Origin of the sequence: Streptomyces sp. NPDC018947 (genome assembly GCF_044390505.1) — a bacterium.
GTDB lineage: Bacteria > Actinomycetota > Actinomycetes > Streptomycetales > Streptomycetaceae > Streptomyces.
Genome location: NZ_JBIRZD010000003.1, coordinates 276,043 through 293,763, shown reverse-complemented (window position 1 = coordinate 293,763; position 17,721 = coordinate 276,043). Strand labels below are relative to the sequence as shown.

General features: G+C 73.6%; 18 protein-coding genes. 9 read left to right on the top strand and 9 right to left on the bottom strand.

Translation table 11 applies throughout. From position 1 onward, the window contains the following. Positions 1-10: 10 nt before the first annotated feature. Positions 11-1,225 (bottom strand): acetyl-CoA C-acetyltransferase, encoded by a 1,215-nt coding sequence (locus ACH499_RS09370; protein WP_399014484.1) that lies wholly within the window; start codon positions 1,223-1,225, stop codon positions 11-13. Positions 1,226-1,236: 11 nt separating this feature from the next. Beyond that, entirely contained in the window at positions 1,237-2,448 is a 1,212-nt protein-coding gene (locus ACH499_RS09365) for a CaiB/BaiF CoA transferase family protein (RefSeq protein ID WP_399014483.1), read from the bottom strand. 253 nt (positions 2,449-2,701) lie between these two features. Here ACH499_RS09365 and ACH499_RS09360 point away from each other — a divergent pair, with 253 nt between their 5' ends. Beyond that, positions 2,702-3,880, top strand: coding sequence for a saccharopine dehydrogenase family protein (locus ACH499_RS09360; RefSeq protein ID WP_399014481.1), 1,179 nt, complete (start codon positions 2,702-2,704; stop codon positions 3,878-3,880). Positions 3,881-3,917: 37 nt separating this feature from the next. On the opposite strand, the gene mmpA is transcribed toward ACH499_RS09360, so the two are convergent. Continuing rightward, positions 3,918-4,064 (bottom strand): morphogenic membrane protein MmpA, encoded by a 147-nt coding sequence (gene mmpA, locus ACH499_RS09355; protein ID WP_356201113.1) that lies wholly within the window; start codon positions 4,062-4,064, stop codon positions 3,918-3,920. A 230-nt stretch (positions 4,065-4,294) separates the two neighbouring features. Between mmpA and ACH499_RS09350 the strand changes: the two genes are divergently transcribed. Then, positions 4,295-4,492 (top strand): hypothetical protein, encoded by a 198-nt coding sequence (locus ACH499_RS09350; RefSeq protein ID WP_356201115.1) that lies wholly within the window; start codon positions 4,295-4,297, stop codon positions 4,490-4,492. On the opposite strand, the gene ACH499_RS09345 is transcribed toward ACH499_RS09350, so the two are convergent. Next, a complete protein-coding gene (locus ACH499_RS09345) occupies positions 4,480-5,181 on the bottom strand; it encodes an endonuclease V (RefSeq protein WP_399014477.1) in 702 nt (233 codons plus the stop codon). The genes ACH499_RS09350 and ACH499_RS09345 overlap by 13 nt on opposite strands. A gap of 43 nt (positions 5,182-5,224) precedes the next feature. Here ACH499_RS09345 and ACH499_RS09340 point away from each other — a divergent pair, with 43 nt between their 5' ends. Further along, positions 5,225-5,521 (top strand): YciI family protein, encoded by a 297-nt coding sequence (locus ACH499_RS09340; RefSeq protein ID WP_365594560.1) that lies wholly within the window; start codon positions 5,225-5,227, stop codon positions 5,519-5,521. A 9-nt stretch (positions 5,522-5,530) separates the two neighbouring features. On the opposite strand, the gene ACH499_RS09335 is transcribed toward ACH499_RS09340, so the two are convergent. Then, entirely contained in the window at positions 5,531-5,860 is a 330-nt protein-coding gene (locus tag ACH499_RS09335) for a plasmid stabilization protein (RefSeq protein ID WP_356201120.1), read from the bottom strand. Between the two features lie 457 nt (positions 5,861-6,317). On the opposite strand from ACH499_RS09335, the gene ACH499_RS09330 reads away from it, so the two are divergent. Further along, positions 6,318-6,734 carry an SsgA family sporulation/cell division regulator gene (locus tag ACH499_RS09330; RefSeq protein WP_356201122.1) on the top strand — a complete coding sequence of 139 codons (417 nt, stop codon included), beginning with the start codon at positions 6,318-6,320 and terminating at the stop codon, positions 6,732-6,734. A gap of 93 nt (positions 6,735-6,827) precedes the next feature. On the opposite strand, the gene ACH499_RS09325 is transcribed toward ACH499_RS09330, so the two are convergent. Next, the gene (locus ACH499_RS09325; RefSeq protein ID WP_399014474.1) at positions 6,828-7,502 is read right to left on the bottom strand and encodes a GPP34 family phosphoprotein; all 675 of its coding nucleotides are present in this window, start codon (positions 7,500-7,502) and stop codon (positions 6,828-6,830) included. Positions 7,503-7,825: 323 nt separating this feature from the next. Between ACH499_RS09325 and ACH499_RS09320 the strand changes: the two genes are divergently transcribed. The 3 genes from ACH499_RS09320 (at position 7,826) to ACH499_RS09310 (ending at position 12,907) form a co-directional block, all read left to right on the top strand. Further along, a complete protein-coding gene (locus tag ACH499_RS09320) occupies positions 7,826-9,451 on the top strand; it encodes an ABC-F family ATP-binding cassette domain-containing protein (protein WP_356201124.1) in 1,626 nt (541 codons plus the stop codon). 10 nt (positions 9,452-9,461) lie between these two features. Then, a complete protein-coding gene (locus ACH499_RS09315; RefSeq protein WP_399014471.1) occupies positions 9,462-11,771 on the top strand; it encodes an ATP-binding cassette domain-containing protein in 2,310 nt (769 codons plus the stop codon). A 161-nt stretch (positions 11,772-11,932) separates the two neighbouring features. Continuing rightward, a complete protein-coding gene (locus ACH499_RS09310; RefSeq protein WP_356201128.1) occupies positions 11,933-12,907 on the top strand; it encodes an acyl-ACP desaturase in 975 nt (324 codons plus the stop codon). 109 nt (positions 12,908-13,016) lie between these two features. Here ACH499_RS09310 and ACH499_RS09305 read toward each other — a convergent pair whose 3' ends face one another. Next, entirely contained in the window at positions 13,017-13,262 is a 246-nt protein-coding gene (locus ACH499_RS09305) for a WhiB family transcriptional regulator (protein ID WP_356201129.1), read from the bottom strand. Between the two features lie 200 nt (positions 13,263-13,462). On the opposite strand from ACH499_RS09305, the gene ACH499_RS09300 reads away from it, so the two are divergent. Next, positions 13,463-14,251, top strand: coding sequence for a VOC family protein (locus ACH499_RS09300; protein ID WP_356201131.1), 789 nt, complete (start codon positions 13,463-13,465; stop codon positions 14,249-14,251). 12 nt (positions 14,252-14,263) lie between these two features. Here ACH499_RS09300 and ACH499_RS09295 read toward each other — a convergent pair whose 3' ends face one another. After that, a complete protein-coding gene (locus ACH499_RS09295; RefSeq protein ID WP_399014467.1) occupies positions 14,264-15,334 on the bottom strand; it encodes a LacI family DNA-binding transcriptional regulator in 1,071 nt (356 codons plus the stop codon). A 218-nt stretch (positions 15,335-15,552) separates the two neighbouring features. Then, positions 15,553-16,578, bottom strand: coding sequence for a non-homologous end-joining DNA ligase (ligD, locus tag ACH499_RS09290; RefSeq protein WP_356201135.1), 1,026 nt, complete (start codon positions 16,576-16,578; stop codon positions 15,553-15,555). Positions 16,579-16,652: 74 nt separating this feature from the next. On the opposite strand from ligD, the gene ACH499_RS09285 reads away from it, so the two are divergent. Further along, complete coding sequence (locus ACH499_RS09285) at positions 16,653-17,720, top strand: ATP-dependent DNA ligase (protein ID WP_399014465.1); 1,068 nt, start codon at positions 16,653-16,655, stop codon at positions 17,718-17,720. The last annotated feature ends 1 nt before the right edge of the window (position 17,721 follow it).

The following is a 17,721-nucleotide window of genomic DNA, read 5'->3' as shown; positions in this document are numbered from 1 at the left end:
CGGGAGGGGGTCAGATGCGCTCGACGACGGTGGCGATGCCCATGCCGCCGCCCACGCACAGGGTGGCGAGGCCGTAGCGCTTGTCCTGGCGTTCCAGTTCGTCCACGAGCGTGCCGAGGATCATCGCGCCGGTGGCGCCGAGGGGGTGGCCGAGCGCGATGGCGCCGCCGTTGACGTTGACCTTGTCCAGGGACAGGCCCATGTCCTTGACGAAGCGCAGGACGACGGCCGCGAACGCCTCGTTGATCTCCACGAGGTCGATGTCCTCGATGGTCAGCCCGGCCTTGGCGAGTGCCTTGCGGGTGGCGGGGGCGGGCCCGGTGAGCATGATGGTCGGCTCGGAGCCGGACACGGCGGCGGAGACGATGCGGGCGCGCGGGGTGAGCCCGTAGCGGTCGCCGACCTCCTTGGAGCCGATGGCGACGAGGGAGGCGCCGTCGACGATGCCGGAGGAGTTGCCCGCGTGGTGGACGTGGTCGATCTTCTCGACCCAGTGGTACGTCTGGAGGGCCACGGCGTCGAAGCCGCCGAGTTCGCCGATGTCGGCGAAGGACGGCTTGAGCCCGGCGAGGGAGTCGGCGGTGGTGCCGGGGCGCATGTGCTCGTCGTGGTCGAGGACGGTGAGGCCGGCGCGGTCCTTCACGGGCACGACGGACCGCTCGAAGCGGCCCTCCTTCCACGCGGTGGCCGCCCGCTCCTGGGAGAGGGCCGCGTACTCGTCGACGTCGCGGCGGGAGAAGCCCTCGATGGTGGCGATCAGGTCGGCGCCGATGCCCTGCGGCACGAAGTTGACGGCGAGGTTGGTCATCGGGTCGTTGAACCAGGCGCCGCCGTCCGAGGCCATCGGCACGCGGGACATCGACTCGACGCCGCCCGCGAGGACCAGGTCCTCCCAGCCGGAACGGACCTTGGCGGCGGCCAGGTTGACGGCTTCCAGACCCGAGGCGCAGAAGCGGTTCTCCTGCACGCCGGCCACGGTGTCGGGGAGTCCGGCGGCGATGGCGGCGATACGGGCGATGTCGGAGCCCTGGTCGCCGACCGGGCCGACGACGCCGAGCACGATGTCGTCGACGGCGGCCGGGTCGAGGCCGGGGAACCGGGCGCGGATCTCGTGGATGAGGCCGACGACCAGGTCGACGGGCTTCGTGCCGTGCAGGGCGCCGTTCGCCTTGCCGCGTCCGCGCGGGGTGCGGATCGCGTCGTACACGTACGCTTCGGTGGTCACTGGCAGGCCTTTCACTGAGGGTTTTCTCGGGCGGGGGTCGTGGGCGCGGGGGCGTCCGCGGGCGTCTCCTGTACGACCGCCGGCGGCCCCGGCCTGTCCGTGGGCGGCTCCGGCAGGTCCCAGTCGCGGGCGACGGAGTCCGCGTCGGCGCCGGGCCGGGCGGGGCCGGTGCGGACGGCGGTGGGGGTCGCGGAGAAGCGGGGCGCGGGTGCGGGCTGGGTGATGCCGCCGTGGCCGGTGAAGGTGGCGCGGGCGGCGAGGTGCGGGTGGTGCGGAGCCTCGCGGAGCGAGAGGACGGGTGCGACGCAGGCGTCGGAGTCCGCGAAGACGGCCGTCCACTCGTCGCGGGTACGGGTCCTGAAGCGGGCGGCGATCGCCTCGCGCAGTTCCGGCCAGCGGGCGGGGTCGTCGCGGGCCGGGGCCGTGGCGGGGATGCCGAGCAGGTCCGTGAACTCGGCGTAGAACCGCGGCTCCAGGGCGCCGACCGCCATGTGTCCGCCGTCGGCCGTCTCGTAGGTGCCGTAGAACGGGCAGCCGCCGTCGAGGAGGTTGGAGCCGCGCCGGTCCTGCCAGGAGCCGGCGGCGAGCATGCCGTGGATCATCGTGGAGAGGTGGGCGGCGCCGTCCACGATGGCGGCGTCGACGACCTGGCCGGTGCCGGTCGCGCGGGCGTGGTGCAGGGCGGCGAGGATGCCGACGACGAGGTAGAGGGAGCCGCCCGCGTAGTCGCCGAGCAGGTTGGCCGGCACGGCCGGGGGTCCGTCGTGGGCGCCGATCATGCCGAGGGTGCCGGTGAGCGCGATGTACCCGATGTCGTGGCCGGCGCGCTGGGCGAGGGGGCCGTCCTGGCCCCAGCCGGTCATGCGGCCGTAGACCAGACGGGGGTTGCGGGCGTGACAGGCCTCGGGTCCGACGCCGAGGCGCTCGGCGACGCCGGGGCGGTAGCCCTCGACGAGGACGTCGGCGCGTTCGGCGAGATCGAGAACGCGCGCCGGTCCGCCGGGCGCCTTCAGGTCGACGATGACCGAGCGCTTGTTGCGGTTGGTGACGTCGTACGCCGGGTCGATCGCGAGGCCGGGGCCGCCGGGGCGGTCGACGCGGACGACGTCGGCTCCCAGGTCGGCGAGGAGCATGGCGGCGAAGGGCCCGGGGCCGATGCCGGCCAGTTCGACCACGCGCACCCCGGCGAGCGGTCCGGCACCCGACGTCCTCGTCCGCGTCATCGAGCCTTCCGTCATCGAGCCCCCAGCTTTGTGACACTACTGATGTAACACCAGTGATGCTAGGAACGTGTCCCACGGGGCACAAGGCCCGGCGAGCAAGCGCTTAGCCAATTATGGGCCAGGTCGCCGCCCGGCCCGGCTCCCCTCACGCTAGCCTCAGCCCCCGGCGACGGCGCGTGCTGCGGACCCAGGGGCTGACGCGAGGCCGCCGAGGGGTGCCGCCGGGGCCCCCGAACGGGCTGGAAGGGGTGCCATGAGCAGGCCGAGCAGGACTGACCGGCCGTACGACGTCGTGCTCTTCGGGGCGACGGGTTTCGTCGGCGAGCTCACCGCGCGGTACCTCGCGGCGCACGCGCCGCGGGGCCTGCGCTGGGCGCTCGCGGGCCGCGACGAGGTGAAGCTGCGGCGGCTGGCCGGGCGCCTGCCGGGCGCGCGGGACGTGGGCGTGCTGCGGGCGGACGTGTCCGACCCGGCCTCGCTGCGGACGCTCGCCGAGCGGGCGCGGGTGGTGGCCTCGACGGTGGGGCCGTACGTCCGCCACGGCGAGGGACTCGTCGCCGCCTGCGCGGACACCGGCACGGACTACCTCGACCTGACCGGCGAGCCCGAGTTCGTGGACCTGATGTACGTCCGGTACGACGCACGCGCCCGGGAGACCGGCGCGCGGCTGGTGCACGCCTGCGGCTTCGACTCCGTGCCGCACGACCTGGGCGTGTACTTCACGGTGCGGCAACTGCCGGAGGGGGTACCGCTGTCCGTGGACGGTTTCGTGTCCGCCGGCGCCTCCTTCTCGGGCGGCACGTTCGCCTCCGCACTGGGCCAGTTCGCGCGCGGGCGGCAGATGCGCGCCGCGGCGCGGGACCGGCGCCGGCACGAGCCCCGGCCGGTCGGCCGCCGGGCGGTCGCCCCGGCGGGCGCCCCGCGGTACGCCGGGGAGGTGGGCGCCTGGGCGCTGCCCCTGCCGACCCTCGACCCGCAGGTCGTGCGGCGTTCCGCCGAGGCGCTGGACCGTTACGGCCCCGACTTCCGCTACCGGCACTACGCGGCCGTCCGTCGTCTGCCCGTCGCGGTCGGCGGGACGGCGGTGATGGGCGCGCTGGTCGCCGCGGCCCAGGTACCGCCGGTGCGGCGCGGGCTGTCGGCCCTGATCAAGCCGGGTGAGGGACCGAGCCCGCAGAAGCGCGCCCGGAGCTGGTTCAGGGTCCGCTTCGTGGGCGAGGGCGGCGGGCGCCGGGTGTTCACCGAGGTCTCGGGCGGCGACCCGGGCTACGACGAGACGGCGAAGATGTTCGCCGAGGCGGCGCTGTCCCTCGCCCTCGACGACCTCCCGCCGACGGCGGGCCAGGTCACGACGGCGGTGGCGATGGGCGACGCGCTGACCGAGCGGCTGCGCTCGGCGGGGATCACCTTCCGGGTGGCCGCGAGGCGGTGAGAGGAGGGCACCGGGCCGTCCGGGCGGGAGCCCTCGGCTATCCCGTCCAGCCGGCGATGGTGTAGATCATCCCGCCGACCCAGGCCACCCCCGCCGTCACGGCGAGGGCCAGCCCGGCGATCACCGTCCGCCCGACGGGCCGGCCGGGGCGGGCGGAGGACTCGGATGCGCGGTAGGTCGTCATGCGCTCAGCCTGCCGCCACCCACTGACATTCACCCATCCGTACGACTACTCAGACCGTCGTACGCCTACTCAGACCGTCGTACAGACCGTCGCACGGCTGCTCGGACCGTCCGCCCGGCCGTGACCGCCCTTTGAGACCTTTCATGCCTGCACGCCTCCCGAACTCCAGGAAGACGAGGCGGACTTGTCAGCCAAGCCTCAAAGGGCGGTTCAATGAAACCATTGAGGCCATGACGAAGTTCGTTCTCGAAGTCACCATGGACGACGGCCCCGTCGCGGCGGATCCCGTCGGTGAGCTCCAGCGGATTCTGCGGTACTGGGGCGGCAACCTGCGGCACTACCCGCTCCGGCCCGGCGACACGTCGGTGGTCTGCGACTCGGAGTACCGGGAGGTGGGCCGCTGGAGCGTCGAGGGTCAGGAGGGGTAGGTCGCGTCCCGCAGGGCGCGGCGGCACAGCCCGTCCGCTCTGCGGGTCGTCTCCGGCAGGCGGTAGGCCGGTGTCAGGGCCAGGGCGTGGGCGCAGGCGTTGTCCAGGCTCACGCGGTGGCCGACGGAGACGAAGACCGGCTTGACCGCGTCCCGCGTGCGCAGTGCGCGTCCCACCACCTCCTCGCCGTCGAGCAGCGGGGACGTGCTGCCGCGCGGCGCGGCCGGGTCGGCGTGGGTGAAGGTGAACGGGTTCTTGGCGACGCCGATCGTGGGCAGCCCGGTGAGCACGCCGAGGTGGGCGGCGAGGCCGAAACGGCGCGGGTGGGCCAGGCCGTAGCCGTCGCACACGACCAGGCCGGGCGGGCAGGGCAGCGCCTCCAGGGCGGCGAGGACGGCGGGGAGCTCGCGGAAGGCGAGCAGACCGGGCACGTAGGGGAACGAGATCCGGCCGACGGCGGTGGCCTCGGCGACCACGGAGAGGGTCGCCGCGTCGAGGACGACGGCCGCCGCGGCGACGACGTCCCGCTCGTCGTCGTAGGCGACGTCCACGCCCGTCACGCGGCCGGTGCCGGGCGGCGGGCCCGGCTCGTCGAGCACCACCCGCGCCCGGAGTCCGTCCTGGACCGCCAAGGCCCGTTCCTCGGTCGCGGGCCAGTCGGCGGGGGTCTGCGCGGTCACGGTCGTCATGGTGGCCGCCAGCCTACGGGACCTCGCGGGTAGGCTCGTGATCGTGTTCGTACTGGAACTGTCCTACACCGCCCCGCTCGACGCCGTGGACGCCGTACTGGCGGACCACGTGGCCTGGCTCGACGGCCTGTACGAGCAAGGGGTCTTCCTGGCGTCCGGCCGCAAGGAGCCCCGCGACGGCGGAGTGATCGTCGCCGTCGCGGAGAGCCGTGCGCGGATCGAGGAGATCACCGCGGGCGACCCCTTCGTCAGGGCCGGCGTGTGCGCGTACCGCGTCACCGAGTTCGTCGCCACGAAGACGGCGCCGGCGCTGGAGCCGTACCGGGAGACCCTCGGTTAGGGGCGCGGCTCACTTGCCGAGCGCGCGCCGCAGCTCGCTCTTGTTCATGTGCGAACGACCGCTGACGTCACGGCGCTTGGCCTCCTCGTAGAGCTGGTCGTAGGTGGGGCCCTGGGAGCCCTGCCGCGACCCGGAGCGCTGTCCGCCGCGCTTGCCCGACGACTTGTCCTGCGTGGACGTGCGGCTCGCGGTCTTCGACTCGCCCGACCGTGCCCGTTCCTTGTTCACCGTGCGGGCCGCGATCTCCTTGGCCCGGCCGGTGCTCTCGCCACGGTCCTCGGCGCTCTCCTTGATGTGCTCGTACTGCCGCTCCCGCTTGGAGCTGGAACCGCGTGGCATGTCCGCTCACTTCCTCTCGACGTTCAGCGAACGGATACCCACGTTACGGACAAACACCCCGCCCCGCGCGGTGTCGGCGCTCCGGCCGGGCCACCCGCCCGCACCGTCGTCAGCGTGGCCGGCGGGCGCCGCCGCGGACACCGCCGCGGCGGTCGGCAGCCGTGCCGTGCGCCGCCCGCGGGAGGGTGCGGTTCGTGCCGTGCGTCGCATGCTCCCCAGCGCCTCATGGCGGGCGAAGCCGGCCCACGGCTCCCGTGCCGTCCGGAGGGCCGCGCGAGGGGGGCGCGGCCCCAAGTCCCTTACGGGGCACCTCAGGAGAGTCATGTCACTCCCGTGCATGAAGGCGGTGACGGAGGTCACTCGCACCTCGTGTGCACGGAGCGGCGGATTCTGACGTCTCTTCCAGTGCCCGGCCCGCACCACCCGCCCGTCCAGCCCGTCACGAGGGAGCAAGGCGTTGTCCACCGTCATCGAGCAGCCCGTCGAGGCGCGTCTCGTCGCCGCCGCGCCGCGTATGCCGAGCATTCCCGCCACGCTGCACTACGACCGCAGCGACCCGTTCGCGGTCCGCATGACGTTCCCGGCCCCGGCCACCCTGGAGGGCGTGGAGGTCTGCTGGACCTTCTCCCGCGAGCTGCTCATCACCGGGATGCGGGAGCCCGACGGCCACGGCGACGTCCGGGTGCGGCCGTACGGGTACGACCGCACCGTCCTGGAGTTCCACGCTCCCGAGGGCACCGCCGTCGTCCATGTGCGCTCGGGCGAGCTGCGCCGGTTCCTCCAGGCGACCGGCGAGCTGGTGCCGGTGGGGCTGGAGCATCTCCAGCTCGACCTGGACCACGGTCTGGCCGAGCTGATGCGGGACAGCCACTGAGCCCCACGCCCCGCCTCCGGCCCCCGGCCTGAACCGGGCCGCCCGGGGGAAGGTGCCCGAACCGGCCCCCGTGCCCGGGCCGGCTCCCGGCCGTCAGCCGCGGCCCGCCGGGGCCACCGTCCCCGCCGCCCCGTCGCCGACCGCCGCCCGCACCTCCCGCAGGACCTTCCCCAGCCCGGGGGCCGCCGCCGCGCCGCGCTCGGTCAGCTCCTCGACGCGTCCCCGCCTGCGCGCCCGGTCCTCGCCGGGGCCCAGGCCGCGCAGCTCCGCCGAGCCCGCCAGGGCGGCCACGAGCGCGTCCCGCTCCGGTACCCGCCCGGCCGGCACCGGACCGTCCAGGACGTTCCGCGTCTCCTCGCGCAGCGCCCGTACCGCGGCCGGCCGGGCCGGCACGTGGTCGACGGACGGGAAGACACCGAGCACCCGTCTGCGCTCGGCGCGCAGGTACCCGTCGGCCACGAGCTGCTCCCGGACCGCGTCGAAGGTGACCCGCGCGTACGCCCGCACCCAGGCCCGCCACGGCCTCGGCACGGACTCCCGGACGAGGTCCAGCAGTCCGTCGAGGACGGCGTCGCCGGTGCGGGAGTCCTGGTCGGCGGGGGTGGCGATGCCCTCGTCGTCGGTGAGCAGGCCGCGCCGGGCCAGCTCGACGAGGGCGCCGGCGCGCACCAGGCGGTGCAGGCGGGCGGTGTCGGCGGCCCCCGGCCGCGCGGGGTGCCAGGCCAGCAGGCAGAGCCGGGCCGGGAGGGAGAGTGAGCCGTCGGGCACGGGGGCCTCCTCGGGGCCGTGGGACCGGGCGGTAAACGCGTTGACACCCCGACCGGACCCTCCTACGGTGTACAGCGCTTCTGTTGCCGCCGATCGGAGACGGACGTTGTACGTCTGAGGTCCTGAGACACCGCGCCACGCACCCTCTCGTGCGTGGCTGCCACGTGCGACCTCGGCGTTCGAGCCGTCCTTGCGGAGCAGGGCCTTCCCATGTCCGGCCGCTCCCGCGGACTCCTCCTTCCCGCGCCCGACGGCGGTCGCCGCCTCCCGGTGTCTCGATACGCGTTTGCCCCTGACCGCATCGAGCAACCGCGGAGACCCGCATGTCTGCATCCCTCACCTGTACCTCCCTCTCCTTCGCCTGGCCCGACGGCACCGCCGTCTTCGAAGGACTCGACGCCTCGTTCGGCCCCGGCAGGACCGGCCTGCTCGGCGTCAACGGGGCCGGGAAGTCCACTCTGTTGAAGCTGATCGCCGGGCGGCTCACCCCGTCCGACGGCACCGTCCGCGTGTCCGGCGAGGTCGGATGGCTGCCGCAGAACGTCACCCTCGACACCCGCCTGCGGGTCGACGAGGTGCTCGGCATCGCCGCGCAGCGGGCCGCGCTGCACGCCATCGAGGCCGGTGACGCGGCCGAGGAGCACTTCGAGACGCTCGGCGACGACTGGGACGTCGAGGAGCGCGCCCTCGCCACGCTCGGCGAGCTCGGCCTCGGCCACGTCGGCCTGGACCGCACGGTCGGCGAGGTCTCGGGCGGCGAGTCCGTGCTGCTCAGGCTGGCGTCCCTGCTGCTGCGGCGGCCGGACGTCCTGCTGCTGGACGAGCCGACCAACAACCTCGACGTGTACGCCCGCAGACGGCTGTACGCGGCCGTCGCCTCGTGGCCCGGCGTGCTGGTCGTGGTCAGCCACGACCGCGAACTGCTGGACCTGGTCGACCAGATCGCGGACCTGCGCTCCGGCCGGATCACCTGGTACGGCGGCAACTTCTCGGCCTACGAGGAGGCCCTGGCCGTCGAGCAGGAGGCGGCCGAGCGCATGGTGCGCGTCGCCGAGGCCGATCTGCGCAGGCAGAAGCGCGAACTGACCGAAGCCCACGTCGTCCTGGCCCGGCGCAGGCGGTACGGGCAGAAGATGTACGACACCAAGCGCGAGCCCCGGGCGGTGATGAAGATGCGCCGGCGCACCGCCCAGGAGTCCGCGGGCAAGTACCGCGTCCTGCACGAGGAGAAGCTCGCCGAGGCCAAGGAGCGGCTCGACGAGGCGGTGGAGGCGGTGCGGGACGACGACGAGATCCGCGTCGACCTGCCGTTCACCGCCGTACCGCCGGGCCGGGAGGTGCTCACGCTGCGGGACCTGGAACTCGTCCACGGCACCCGGGCGCGGGGCGGTCTCGATCTGCGCGGGCCCGAGCGGGTCGCGCTGATCGGCCGCAACGGCGCGGGCAAGACCACGCTGCTGCGCACCATCGCCGGGGAGCTGGACCCGGTGGCCGGCGAGGCGGCGGCACATGTGCCGCTGCGGTTCCTGCCGCAGCGCCTCGACGTCCTCGACGACGGGCTGAGCGTCGCCGAGAACGTGGCCCGGTTCGCGCCGGGCGCCACCAACAACCGGGTCCGGGCGCGGCTGGCCCGCTTCCTGTTCCGGGGCGCACGCGCCGACCAGCCGGCGGGGACGCTGTCCGGCGGTGAGCGCTTCCGGGCGGCGCTGGCCGCGCTGATGCTGGCCGAGCCGGCGCCGCAGTTGCTGATGCTGGACGAGCCGACGAACAACCTGGACATGGCGAGCGTCCGGCAGCTCACCTCGGCGCTGGAGTCGTACGAGGGAGCACTGATCGTGGCCAGTCACGACATGCCGTTCCTCGACTCCGTCGGCGTCACGCGCCGGCTGCTGCTGGAGGAGGGAGAGCTGAGGGAAATCACGACAGGAGCTGTCGGGTATCCCGCCTAGCGTCGGGTCCATGCCCGCATACATCACCCTCACCGGAGCCAGGGAGAACAACCTCAAGGACGTCACCCTCCGCATCCCGAAGGACCGGCTGACCGTGTTCACCGGTGTTTCGGGGTCGGGGAAGTCGTCCGTCGTCTTCGACACGATCGCGGTGGAGTCGCAGCGCCAGCTCAACGAGACGTTCACGTGGTTCGTCCGCAACCGGCTGCCCAAGTACGAGCGGCCGCACGCGGACGCCATCGAGGACCTCTCCCCCGCGATCGTCGTCGACCAGCGGCCGATCGGGGGCCACTCGCGGTCCACGGTCGGCACGATGACGGACGTCTGGTCGGTGATCCGGGTGCTGTTCTCCCGGCACGGCACCCCGAGCGCCGGTCCGGCGACGGCGTACTCGTTCAACGACCCGTCGGGCATGTGCCCCGAGTGCGACGGGCTCGGGCGGACGGTGCGGCCCGACTGGGACCGCATCCTGGACCCTGACCGCTCCCTGGCCGACGGGGCGGTCCGGTTCCCGCCGTTCGCCGCCGGGACGTGGCAGGGGCAGGCGTACACCAACAGCGCCGGTCTCGACCCGCACAAGCCGGTCGGGCGGTTCACCGCCGCCGAACGGGAGTTCCTGATGCGGGGACGGCCCGGCAGCAAGGTCACCGTGAACGGCTCGGGCGGCACCTGGACCACCGAGTACGAGGGGCTCGCGGACCGCTTCGAACGGCTGTACCTCAAGCGGGACCTCTCGGCGATGAGCCAGAGGACCCGTGACATGGTGCGGGAGTTCCTCGCCGAGGGCGTCTGCCCGGCCTGCCGGGGTGCCCGGCTGAACGAGGCCGCGCTCGCCACGCGGATCGCCGGACGGTCCATCGCCGACTGCGCCCGGATGCAGGTCACCGACCTGATCACCGTGCTGAACGAGATCACCGATCCGGTCGCCCGGCCGGTCGCCGCGGCCGCCGTCGCCGCCCTGGAGCGGATCGAGAGGATCGGCCTCGGCTACCTCAGCCTCGGCCGGGAGACCTCCACGCTGTCCGGCGGCGAGGGCCAGCGGCTGAAGACGGTGCGGCACCTCGGGTCCAGCCTGAGCGGGATGACGTACATCTTCGACGAGCCCAGCGTCGGCCTGCACCCCAGGGACGTGCACCGCCTCGGAGAACTGCTGCTGCGGCTGCGCGACAAGGGCAACACGGTGCTGGTCGTCGAGCACGACCCGGACGTGATCGCGCTGGCCGACCACGTCGTCGACATGGGGCCGGGGGCCGGCGCACGGGGCGGCCGGGTGGTGTTCGAGGGAACGCCGCGGGAACTGGCCGCCTCGGACACCCCGACCGGACGGTGCCTGGGCCGGCGCACGGAGGTCAAGGAAGAGGTGCGCGGGGCGCGCGGCGAGCTGTGGGTCAAGGGTGCCGGCCGGCACAACCTGCGGAACGTGACGGTGCGGTTCCCGGCCGGGGTGCTGACCGCGGTGACCGGGGTCGCCGGGTCCGGCAAGAGCACCCTGGTCGCCGAGCTCACCGCGGCCCACCCCGACGCCGTGGTGGTCGACCAGTCGTCCATCGGGATCTCGGCGCGGTCCACCCCGGCCACGTATCTCGGGATCATGGACACCGTGCGGAAGATCTTCGCGCGGGAGACGGGACGGGAGCCGGGCCTGTTCAGCTTCAACTCCGCCGGCGCGTGCGCGACCTGCGAGGGCCGCGGCGTCATCTACACGGACCTGGCGTTCATGGACCCGGTGACCACGACCTGCCACGACTGCGAGGGCCGGCGATTCAAGGACGAGGTGCTGCGGCTGACGGTCCGCGGCCGTTCCATCGCCGACGTGCTGGGGATGACGGCCGACGAGGCGCTGTCCTTCCTCGACGACGCGGGCGTGCGCCGCCGGCTGCGCGCGCTGCGGGACGTCGGGCTCACCTACCTCACCCTCGGCCAGCCGCTGTCCACGCTCTCGGGCGGTGAGCGCCAGCGCATCAAACTGGCCACCCGGCTGCACCGCACGGGGGCGGTGTACGTCCTCGACGAGCCGACCACCGGACTCCACATGGCGGACGTGGACGGCCTGGTCGCGCTGCTGGACCGGCTCGTGGACGCGGGGAACACCGTGATCGTCGTCGAGCACAACCTCGACGTGGTCGCCCGCGCCGACTGGGTGATCGACCTCGGCCCGGACGGGGGCCGCAACGGCGGCCGGGTGGTCTTCGAGGGGACGCCGTCCGAACTCCTGGAGGCGGAGGGTTCCTTCACCGCGGAACATCTGCGGCTGGCGGGGCGGGGGACGCGGCCGCACCCCCGGGGCACGTCCGGCGACCCGGAGGACCGGACCGTGTGACGTGTCTCTCGGCACAGGCGCGCGACGTTGAGCAGGGGCCTTTACGGAGCATTTAACCTACGCTCTCGTAACCTACGGTTTCGTAGCCTACGATCCCGTAGGTTCCCGGCTCCGCTCGCCGGGCTCTGTATCCGCTCTGTCGCACGTCCCCTGGAGTACCCGTGACGATCACTTCTCCCCACCTCGGCTCTTCCGCCGCTTGGACCGACGCCCGGCTGCTGTACGCCTTGGAGGAAGTGGTCGAGAAGGAGCTCAACCGGCACCTGGGGGTCGCCAAGGACTGGATGCCGCACGAGTACGTGCCGTGGACCGACGGCCGCAACTTCCCCGGCCAGTTCGAGGACGGGGAGGCCTGGGAGAAGGACCAGTCCAAGGTCACCGAGATCGGCCGGATCGCCCTGGTGGTGAACCTGCTGACCGAGGACAACCTGCCCAGCTACCACCACGAGATCGCGACCCTGTTCGGCCGCGACGGCGCCTGGGGCACCTGGGTGCACCGCTGGACCGCGGAGGAGGGCCGGCACGGCATCGTGATGCGCGACTACCTGCTCACCTCGCGCGCCGTGGACCCGGACAAGCTGGAGCAGTTCCGCATGGCCCACATGAGCGAGGGCTTCGAGTCGGACAACCGGCACTCGATGCTGCACTCGGTGGCCTACGTCGCCTTCCAGGAGCTGGCCACCCGCATCTCGCACCGCAACACCGGCCACCAGTCCGGCGACCCGGTCTGCGACCGCATGCTGGCGCGCATCGCGACCGACGAGAACCTGCACATGGTCTTCTACCGGAACCTGCTCAAGGCCGCCTTCGAGCTCGCGCCGGACCTGACGATGCAGGCCGTGCGGGACGTGGTCGTGAACTTCCGCATGCCCGGCCACGGCATCCCCGGTTTCGAGCGGGCCGCCGCGCAGATGGCCATCGGCGAGGTCTACAACCTGCGCATCCACCACGACGACGTCATCCAGCCCGTGCTGCGCTTCCTGAAGATCATGGAGATCGACGGCCTGGGCCCCGAGGGCCTCAAGGCGCAGGAGGAGCTCGGGCTGTTCATGAACGGGCTGGACACCGAGGCCGCCAAGTTCGACGAGAAGCTGGCGGCGCGCAAGGCCCGGATGGCGGCGCGCAAGGCGGGCTGATCCGCCCCACGCCGTCGGCGTGCCGAGGCCCCGGCCGGTGACGACACCGCCCGGGGCCGTCCGCCGTGCGGGGGGAGGGTGCACCGGTGCGTGCCCGGGCCGGACCGGCTCAGCGCGAGGTGCGCCGCAGGGCCTGCCGTTCCTTCTCCGACAGGCCGCCCCAGACGCCGAAGCGCTCGTCGTGGGCCAGCGCGTAGTCGAGGCAGGCCGACCGGATCGGACACAGGGCGCAGATCCGCTTCGCGTCCCGGACGGAGCTGCCGGGCTCGGGGAAGAAGAAGTCTCCCCCGGTCTGGGCGCACAACGCCTCCTGCTGCCAGTCCAGGTCGGGCGTCGCGATCGTGTCGATGAGCATGGTGAGCAGCGTGCCCGACGGCGAAAAACGTCCGATCAACGCGCGATCAACGCCTGGCCGGCCCCGGCCCGCGGCAGCCCCCCGCTCACCGAGGGTGCCCCCGGCGGGGGCGCGACGCACGGCGGCGCGCGGAGGCGGGGGCCCTTCGTCGGTGGAAGACTCGGCAGTGCAGGCAACGGGACCTTTCGAGGAGGGCCAGCATGCTCACCACCCGTTTCGTCACCGGCGCTCCGAACTGGATCGATGTCGGCGCTCCCGACACCGACGCCGCCGCGTCCTTCTACGGGGGTCTCTTCGGCTGGGAACTGCGTTCCGCGGGGCCCGACGCCGGGGGGTACGGCTTCTTCCAGCTCGACGGCCGGACGGTGGCCGGTGCCATGCCCGTCACGCCGGAGCAGGGACCACCGTCCTGGACGGTGTACTTCCAGGCCCCGAGCGCGCAGGCCGCGGCCGACGCCTCCGCGCAGGCGCACGGCGGTGTGCTGATGCAGCCGGCGGACGTCATGGGCCTCGGCGTCGTGGCGGTCCTCGCCGACCGGTCCGGAGTGCCGTTCGGCATCTGGCAGCCGGGCCGGCTCGGGGGCGTGGACGCGGCCGGTGAGCCCGGCGCGCTGTGCTGGGTCGAGCTGTACACGCCGGACGTCGCCGCCGAGGCCGCGTACTACCACGCGGTGCTGGGCCTGGAGACCTCCGCCGTGCCCTTCCCCGGCGCGGGCACGTACACCTGTGTCAATCCGGGCGGGGAGGGCGAGGAGAGCATGTTCGGCGGCGTCGTCGCGCTCGCCGACGACCCGCTGGAGACGGACGCCCACTGGCTGCCGTACTTCGCGGTGGACGACGCGGACAGGGCGGTCGCCCGGACCGGGGAGCTGGGCGGCACGGTGCGGATGCCCGCGAGGGACATCGAGGGCGTCGGGCGCCTCGCCCGGCTCGCCGACCCGCACGGCGCACGGTTCGCGGTGCTGCACCCCGCGCCCCGGCAGGAGTAGCCGGGCCGCCGGCTACGCGGACGCGCGGCGCACGAGGGTGGTCGGCAGGATCACCCCGCAGGACGCCTCCGGGCAGCCCCGGCCCGCGCCCGGCCCGCGCCCCTCGCCGTCCGCGAGGTGTTCCTCCCCCGCCGTCCCGCGCAGCAGCAGACGGGCCATCAGGCGGCCCATCCCCTCGATGTCCTGGCGGACCGTGGTCAGCGGCGGGTCCGTCTGCTCGGCGACGGGCAGCATGTCGTCGAAGCCGGCCACCGCCACGTCGTCCGGCACCCGGCGTCCGTTCTCGCGCAGCACCCGCAGGGCGCCCGCGGCGGTGAGGTCGTTGGCGGCGAACACGGCGTCCACCTCCGGGCACCTGTCCAGCAGTTCGCGCATGGCCCGTTCACCGCCGGCCGGGGTGAAGTCCCCGGACGCGACCAGCCCCGCGCCGGCGTCGCCGACCACGTCGCGGTAGCCGGCGAGGCGGTCGGCGGCGGAGGTCTGGTCGAGCGGGCCGGTGATGTGCGCGACGCGGCTGCGGCCGAGGCCGGTCAGGTGGCGTACGGCCTCGCGGGCGCCGCCCCGGTTGTCGCTGTCCACGTAGACGACGTCGTGCGCGCCGTCGTCCCAGCCGGGGCGTCCGCCGAACACGGTCGGCACGCCCGCGCCGCGGACGAGGGCGGGCAGCGGGTCGTCCAGGTGCAGGGAGAAGACGAGGGCGCCGTCGACGTGCCCGCCGGCCAGGTAGCGGCCGACGCGGGCGTGGTCCTCGCGGCCCTCGGTGAGCAGGAGGACGAGCTGGTTGTCGTGGGCGGTCAGTTCCTTGCTGATGCCGCGCAACTGCTGGGCGAAGTAGGGGTCGGAGAAGACCCGCGCCTCCGGTTCGGCCGCGACGACGGCGACGGCGTCGTGACGTCTGGTCACCAGGCTCCGGGCGGCCCGGTTGGGGACGTAGCCGAGCTCCTCGACCGCGCGCCGCACGCGCTCGGCGAGCTCCTGGCGCACCCCGCGCGCCCCGTTGACCACGCGGGAGACGGTGGCCCGCGAGACCCCCGCCCGGGCGGCCACGGCCTCCAGTGTGGGGCGCGGCGCGGTGTCGGTCACGGGCGCTCCTCCTCGGCGACTGCCGCTCAGGATAGCGGCAGGTCGCCGGGCGGAACGGGGCCTCGGGCCCTCGCCCGGCGCCCCGGACACCGGCGGTCAGGACTTCTGCCCGGCGCGCTCGGACGAACCGGGAACGGACGGGCGGCGGTTCGCGTCCGGCCACACCGGGCTCCAGGTGCACGGCACCGCGGAGGTGGTCTCGTACCGCGACGTGCGGATCAGGGAGCCGCAGGGCCCGGCTTCCTGGCCCGGCTCGGCTGTACCCGCCTGGGTTCTCCCGGCATCTTCGGGTACTCGGGGGGGTACGGCAGATCGCCGAGTCCGTGGTCCCGCTCGTCCTTCGCCGCCAGCTCCAGCAGGGCGTCGAGGGAGTACGCGTGACCGTCCATGTCCGCGTGCACGTCGCCGAGTTCGGCGAAGCGCGCGGGCATGGTCGTGATGTCGAAGTCCCGCGGGTGCGCGACGCCGACCTCCTCCCAGCGCAACGGCGCGGAGACGGGGGCGTGCGGGCGGGGGCGGACCGAGTAGGCGGAGGCGATGGTGCGGTCCCGGGCGGTCTGGTTGTAGTCGACGAAGATGCGCTCGCCGCGTTCCTCCTTCCACCACTTGATGGTGACCCGCTCCGGCATCCGCCGCTCCAGTTCCCGCCCGACGGCGATGGCGGCGCGCCTGACCTGGGTGAAGGTCCAGCGGGGCTCGATCGGCACGAAGACGTGGATGCCGCGTCCGCCGGAGGTCTTGGGCCAGCCGCGCAGTCCGCCGAACTCCTCCAGCACCGCCCGCAGTTCGTGGGCGGCGCGGACGGCGTCGTCGTAGTCGGTGCCGGGCTGCGGGTCGAGGTCGAGGCGCAGCTCGTCGGGGTGGTCGACGTCGCCCCGGCGCACCGGCCAGGGGTGGAAGGTGAGGGTGCCGTACTGGGCGGCCCAGACGACCGCGGCCTGTTCGGTGGGGCACATCTCGTCGGCGCTGCGTCCGCTGGGGAAGGTGATGTGCGCGGTGGGGATCCAGTCGGGCATGCCCTTGGGCGCGCGCTTCTGGTAGAACCACTCGCCGGTGATGCCGTCCGGGTAGCGCTCCAGGGTGGTGGGCCTGTCGCGCAGGGCGCGCAGGATGCCGGGGGCGACCGCCTGGTAGTAGCGGGCGACGTCCAGCTTGGTGTAGCCGTGCTCCGGGAAGAACACCTTGCCCGGGCTGGACAGCCGTACGGTCCGCCCGTCCGTCTCCAGTTCCACCGCTTCCGCCATGCGAGCCACGGTAGGCGTACCCCGCGCACTTCGCATATCGCGCATTCGGGGCGCCGGGCGCGCAGAATCGGTGCATGGATCTTCCCGTGATGCCGCCCGTGAAGCCGATGCTCGCCAAGTCCGTGGCGAAGATCCCGCCGGGGATGCAGTACGAGGCGAAGTGGGACGGCTTCCGGGTGATCGTGTTCCGCGACGGCGGTGAGGTGGAGTTCGGCAGCCGGACGGGCAAGCCGCTGACCCGGTACTTCCCCGAGCTGGTGGAGGCCGTGCGGGAGCGGCTGCCGGAGCGGTGCGTGGTGGACGGCGAGATCGTGATCGCGCGGGAGGGGCACCTGGACTTCGACGCGCTGACCGAGCGGATCCATCCGGCGGACTCCCGGGTGCGGATGCTGGCCGAGCGGACGCCGTCCTCGCTGGTCGCCTTCGACCTGCTGGCACTGGACGACGAGTCGCTGCTCGACGTGCCGCTCACCGACCGGCGGGCGCTGCTGGTCCGGGCGCTGGCGGACGTCACCCCGCCGGTGCACGTGGCTCCCGCGACGGAGGACGTCGAGGTGGCCCGGCAGTGGTTCGAGCAGTACGAGGGGGCGGGGCTGGACGGCGTCGTCGCCAAACCGCTCGACCTGCGCTACCGCCAGGACGAGCGGGCCATGTTCAAGGTCAAGCACGAGCGCACGGCGGACGTCGTCGTCGCCGGGTACCGCCTCCACAAGAGCGGGCCGGTGGTCGGCTCCCTGCTGCTCGGCCTGTACGACGACCGGGGCCGGCTCCAGCACGTGGGGGTGAGCGCCGCGTTCTCCATGAAGCGCCGGGCCGAGCTGGTCCAGGAGCTGGAGTCGCTGCGCATGGACGACGTCCGGGGGCATCCGTGGGCGGCCTGGGCCGAGGAGGCCGCGCACGAGTCGGCGCGGCTGCCCGGCGCGCCGAGCCGCTGGTCGGGCAAGAAGGACCTGTCCTGGGTGCCGCTGAGGCCCGAGCGGGTCGCGGAGGTGGCGTACGACCACATGGAGAACGGGGCGCGCTTTCGGCACACGGCCCGGTTCCGCCGCTGGCGGCCGGACCGCACGCCGGAGAGCTGCACGTACGCGCAGCTGGAGGAGCCGGTCCGCTACGACCTGGCGGAGATCCTGCGCGGTCCCTGAG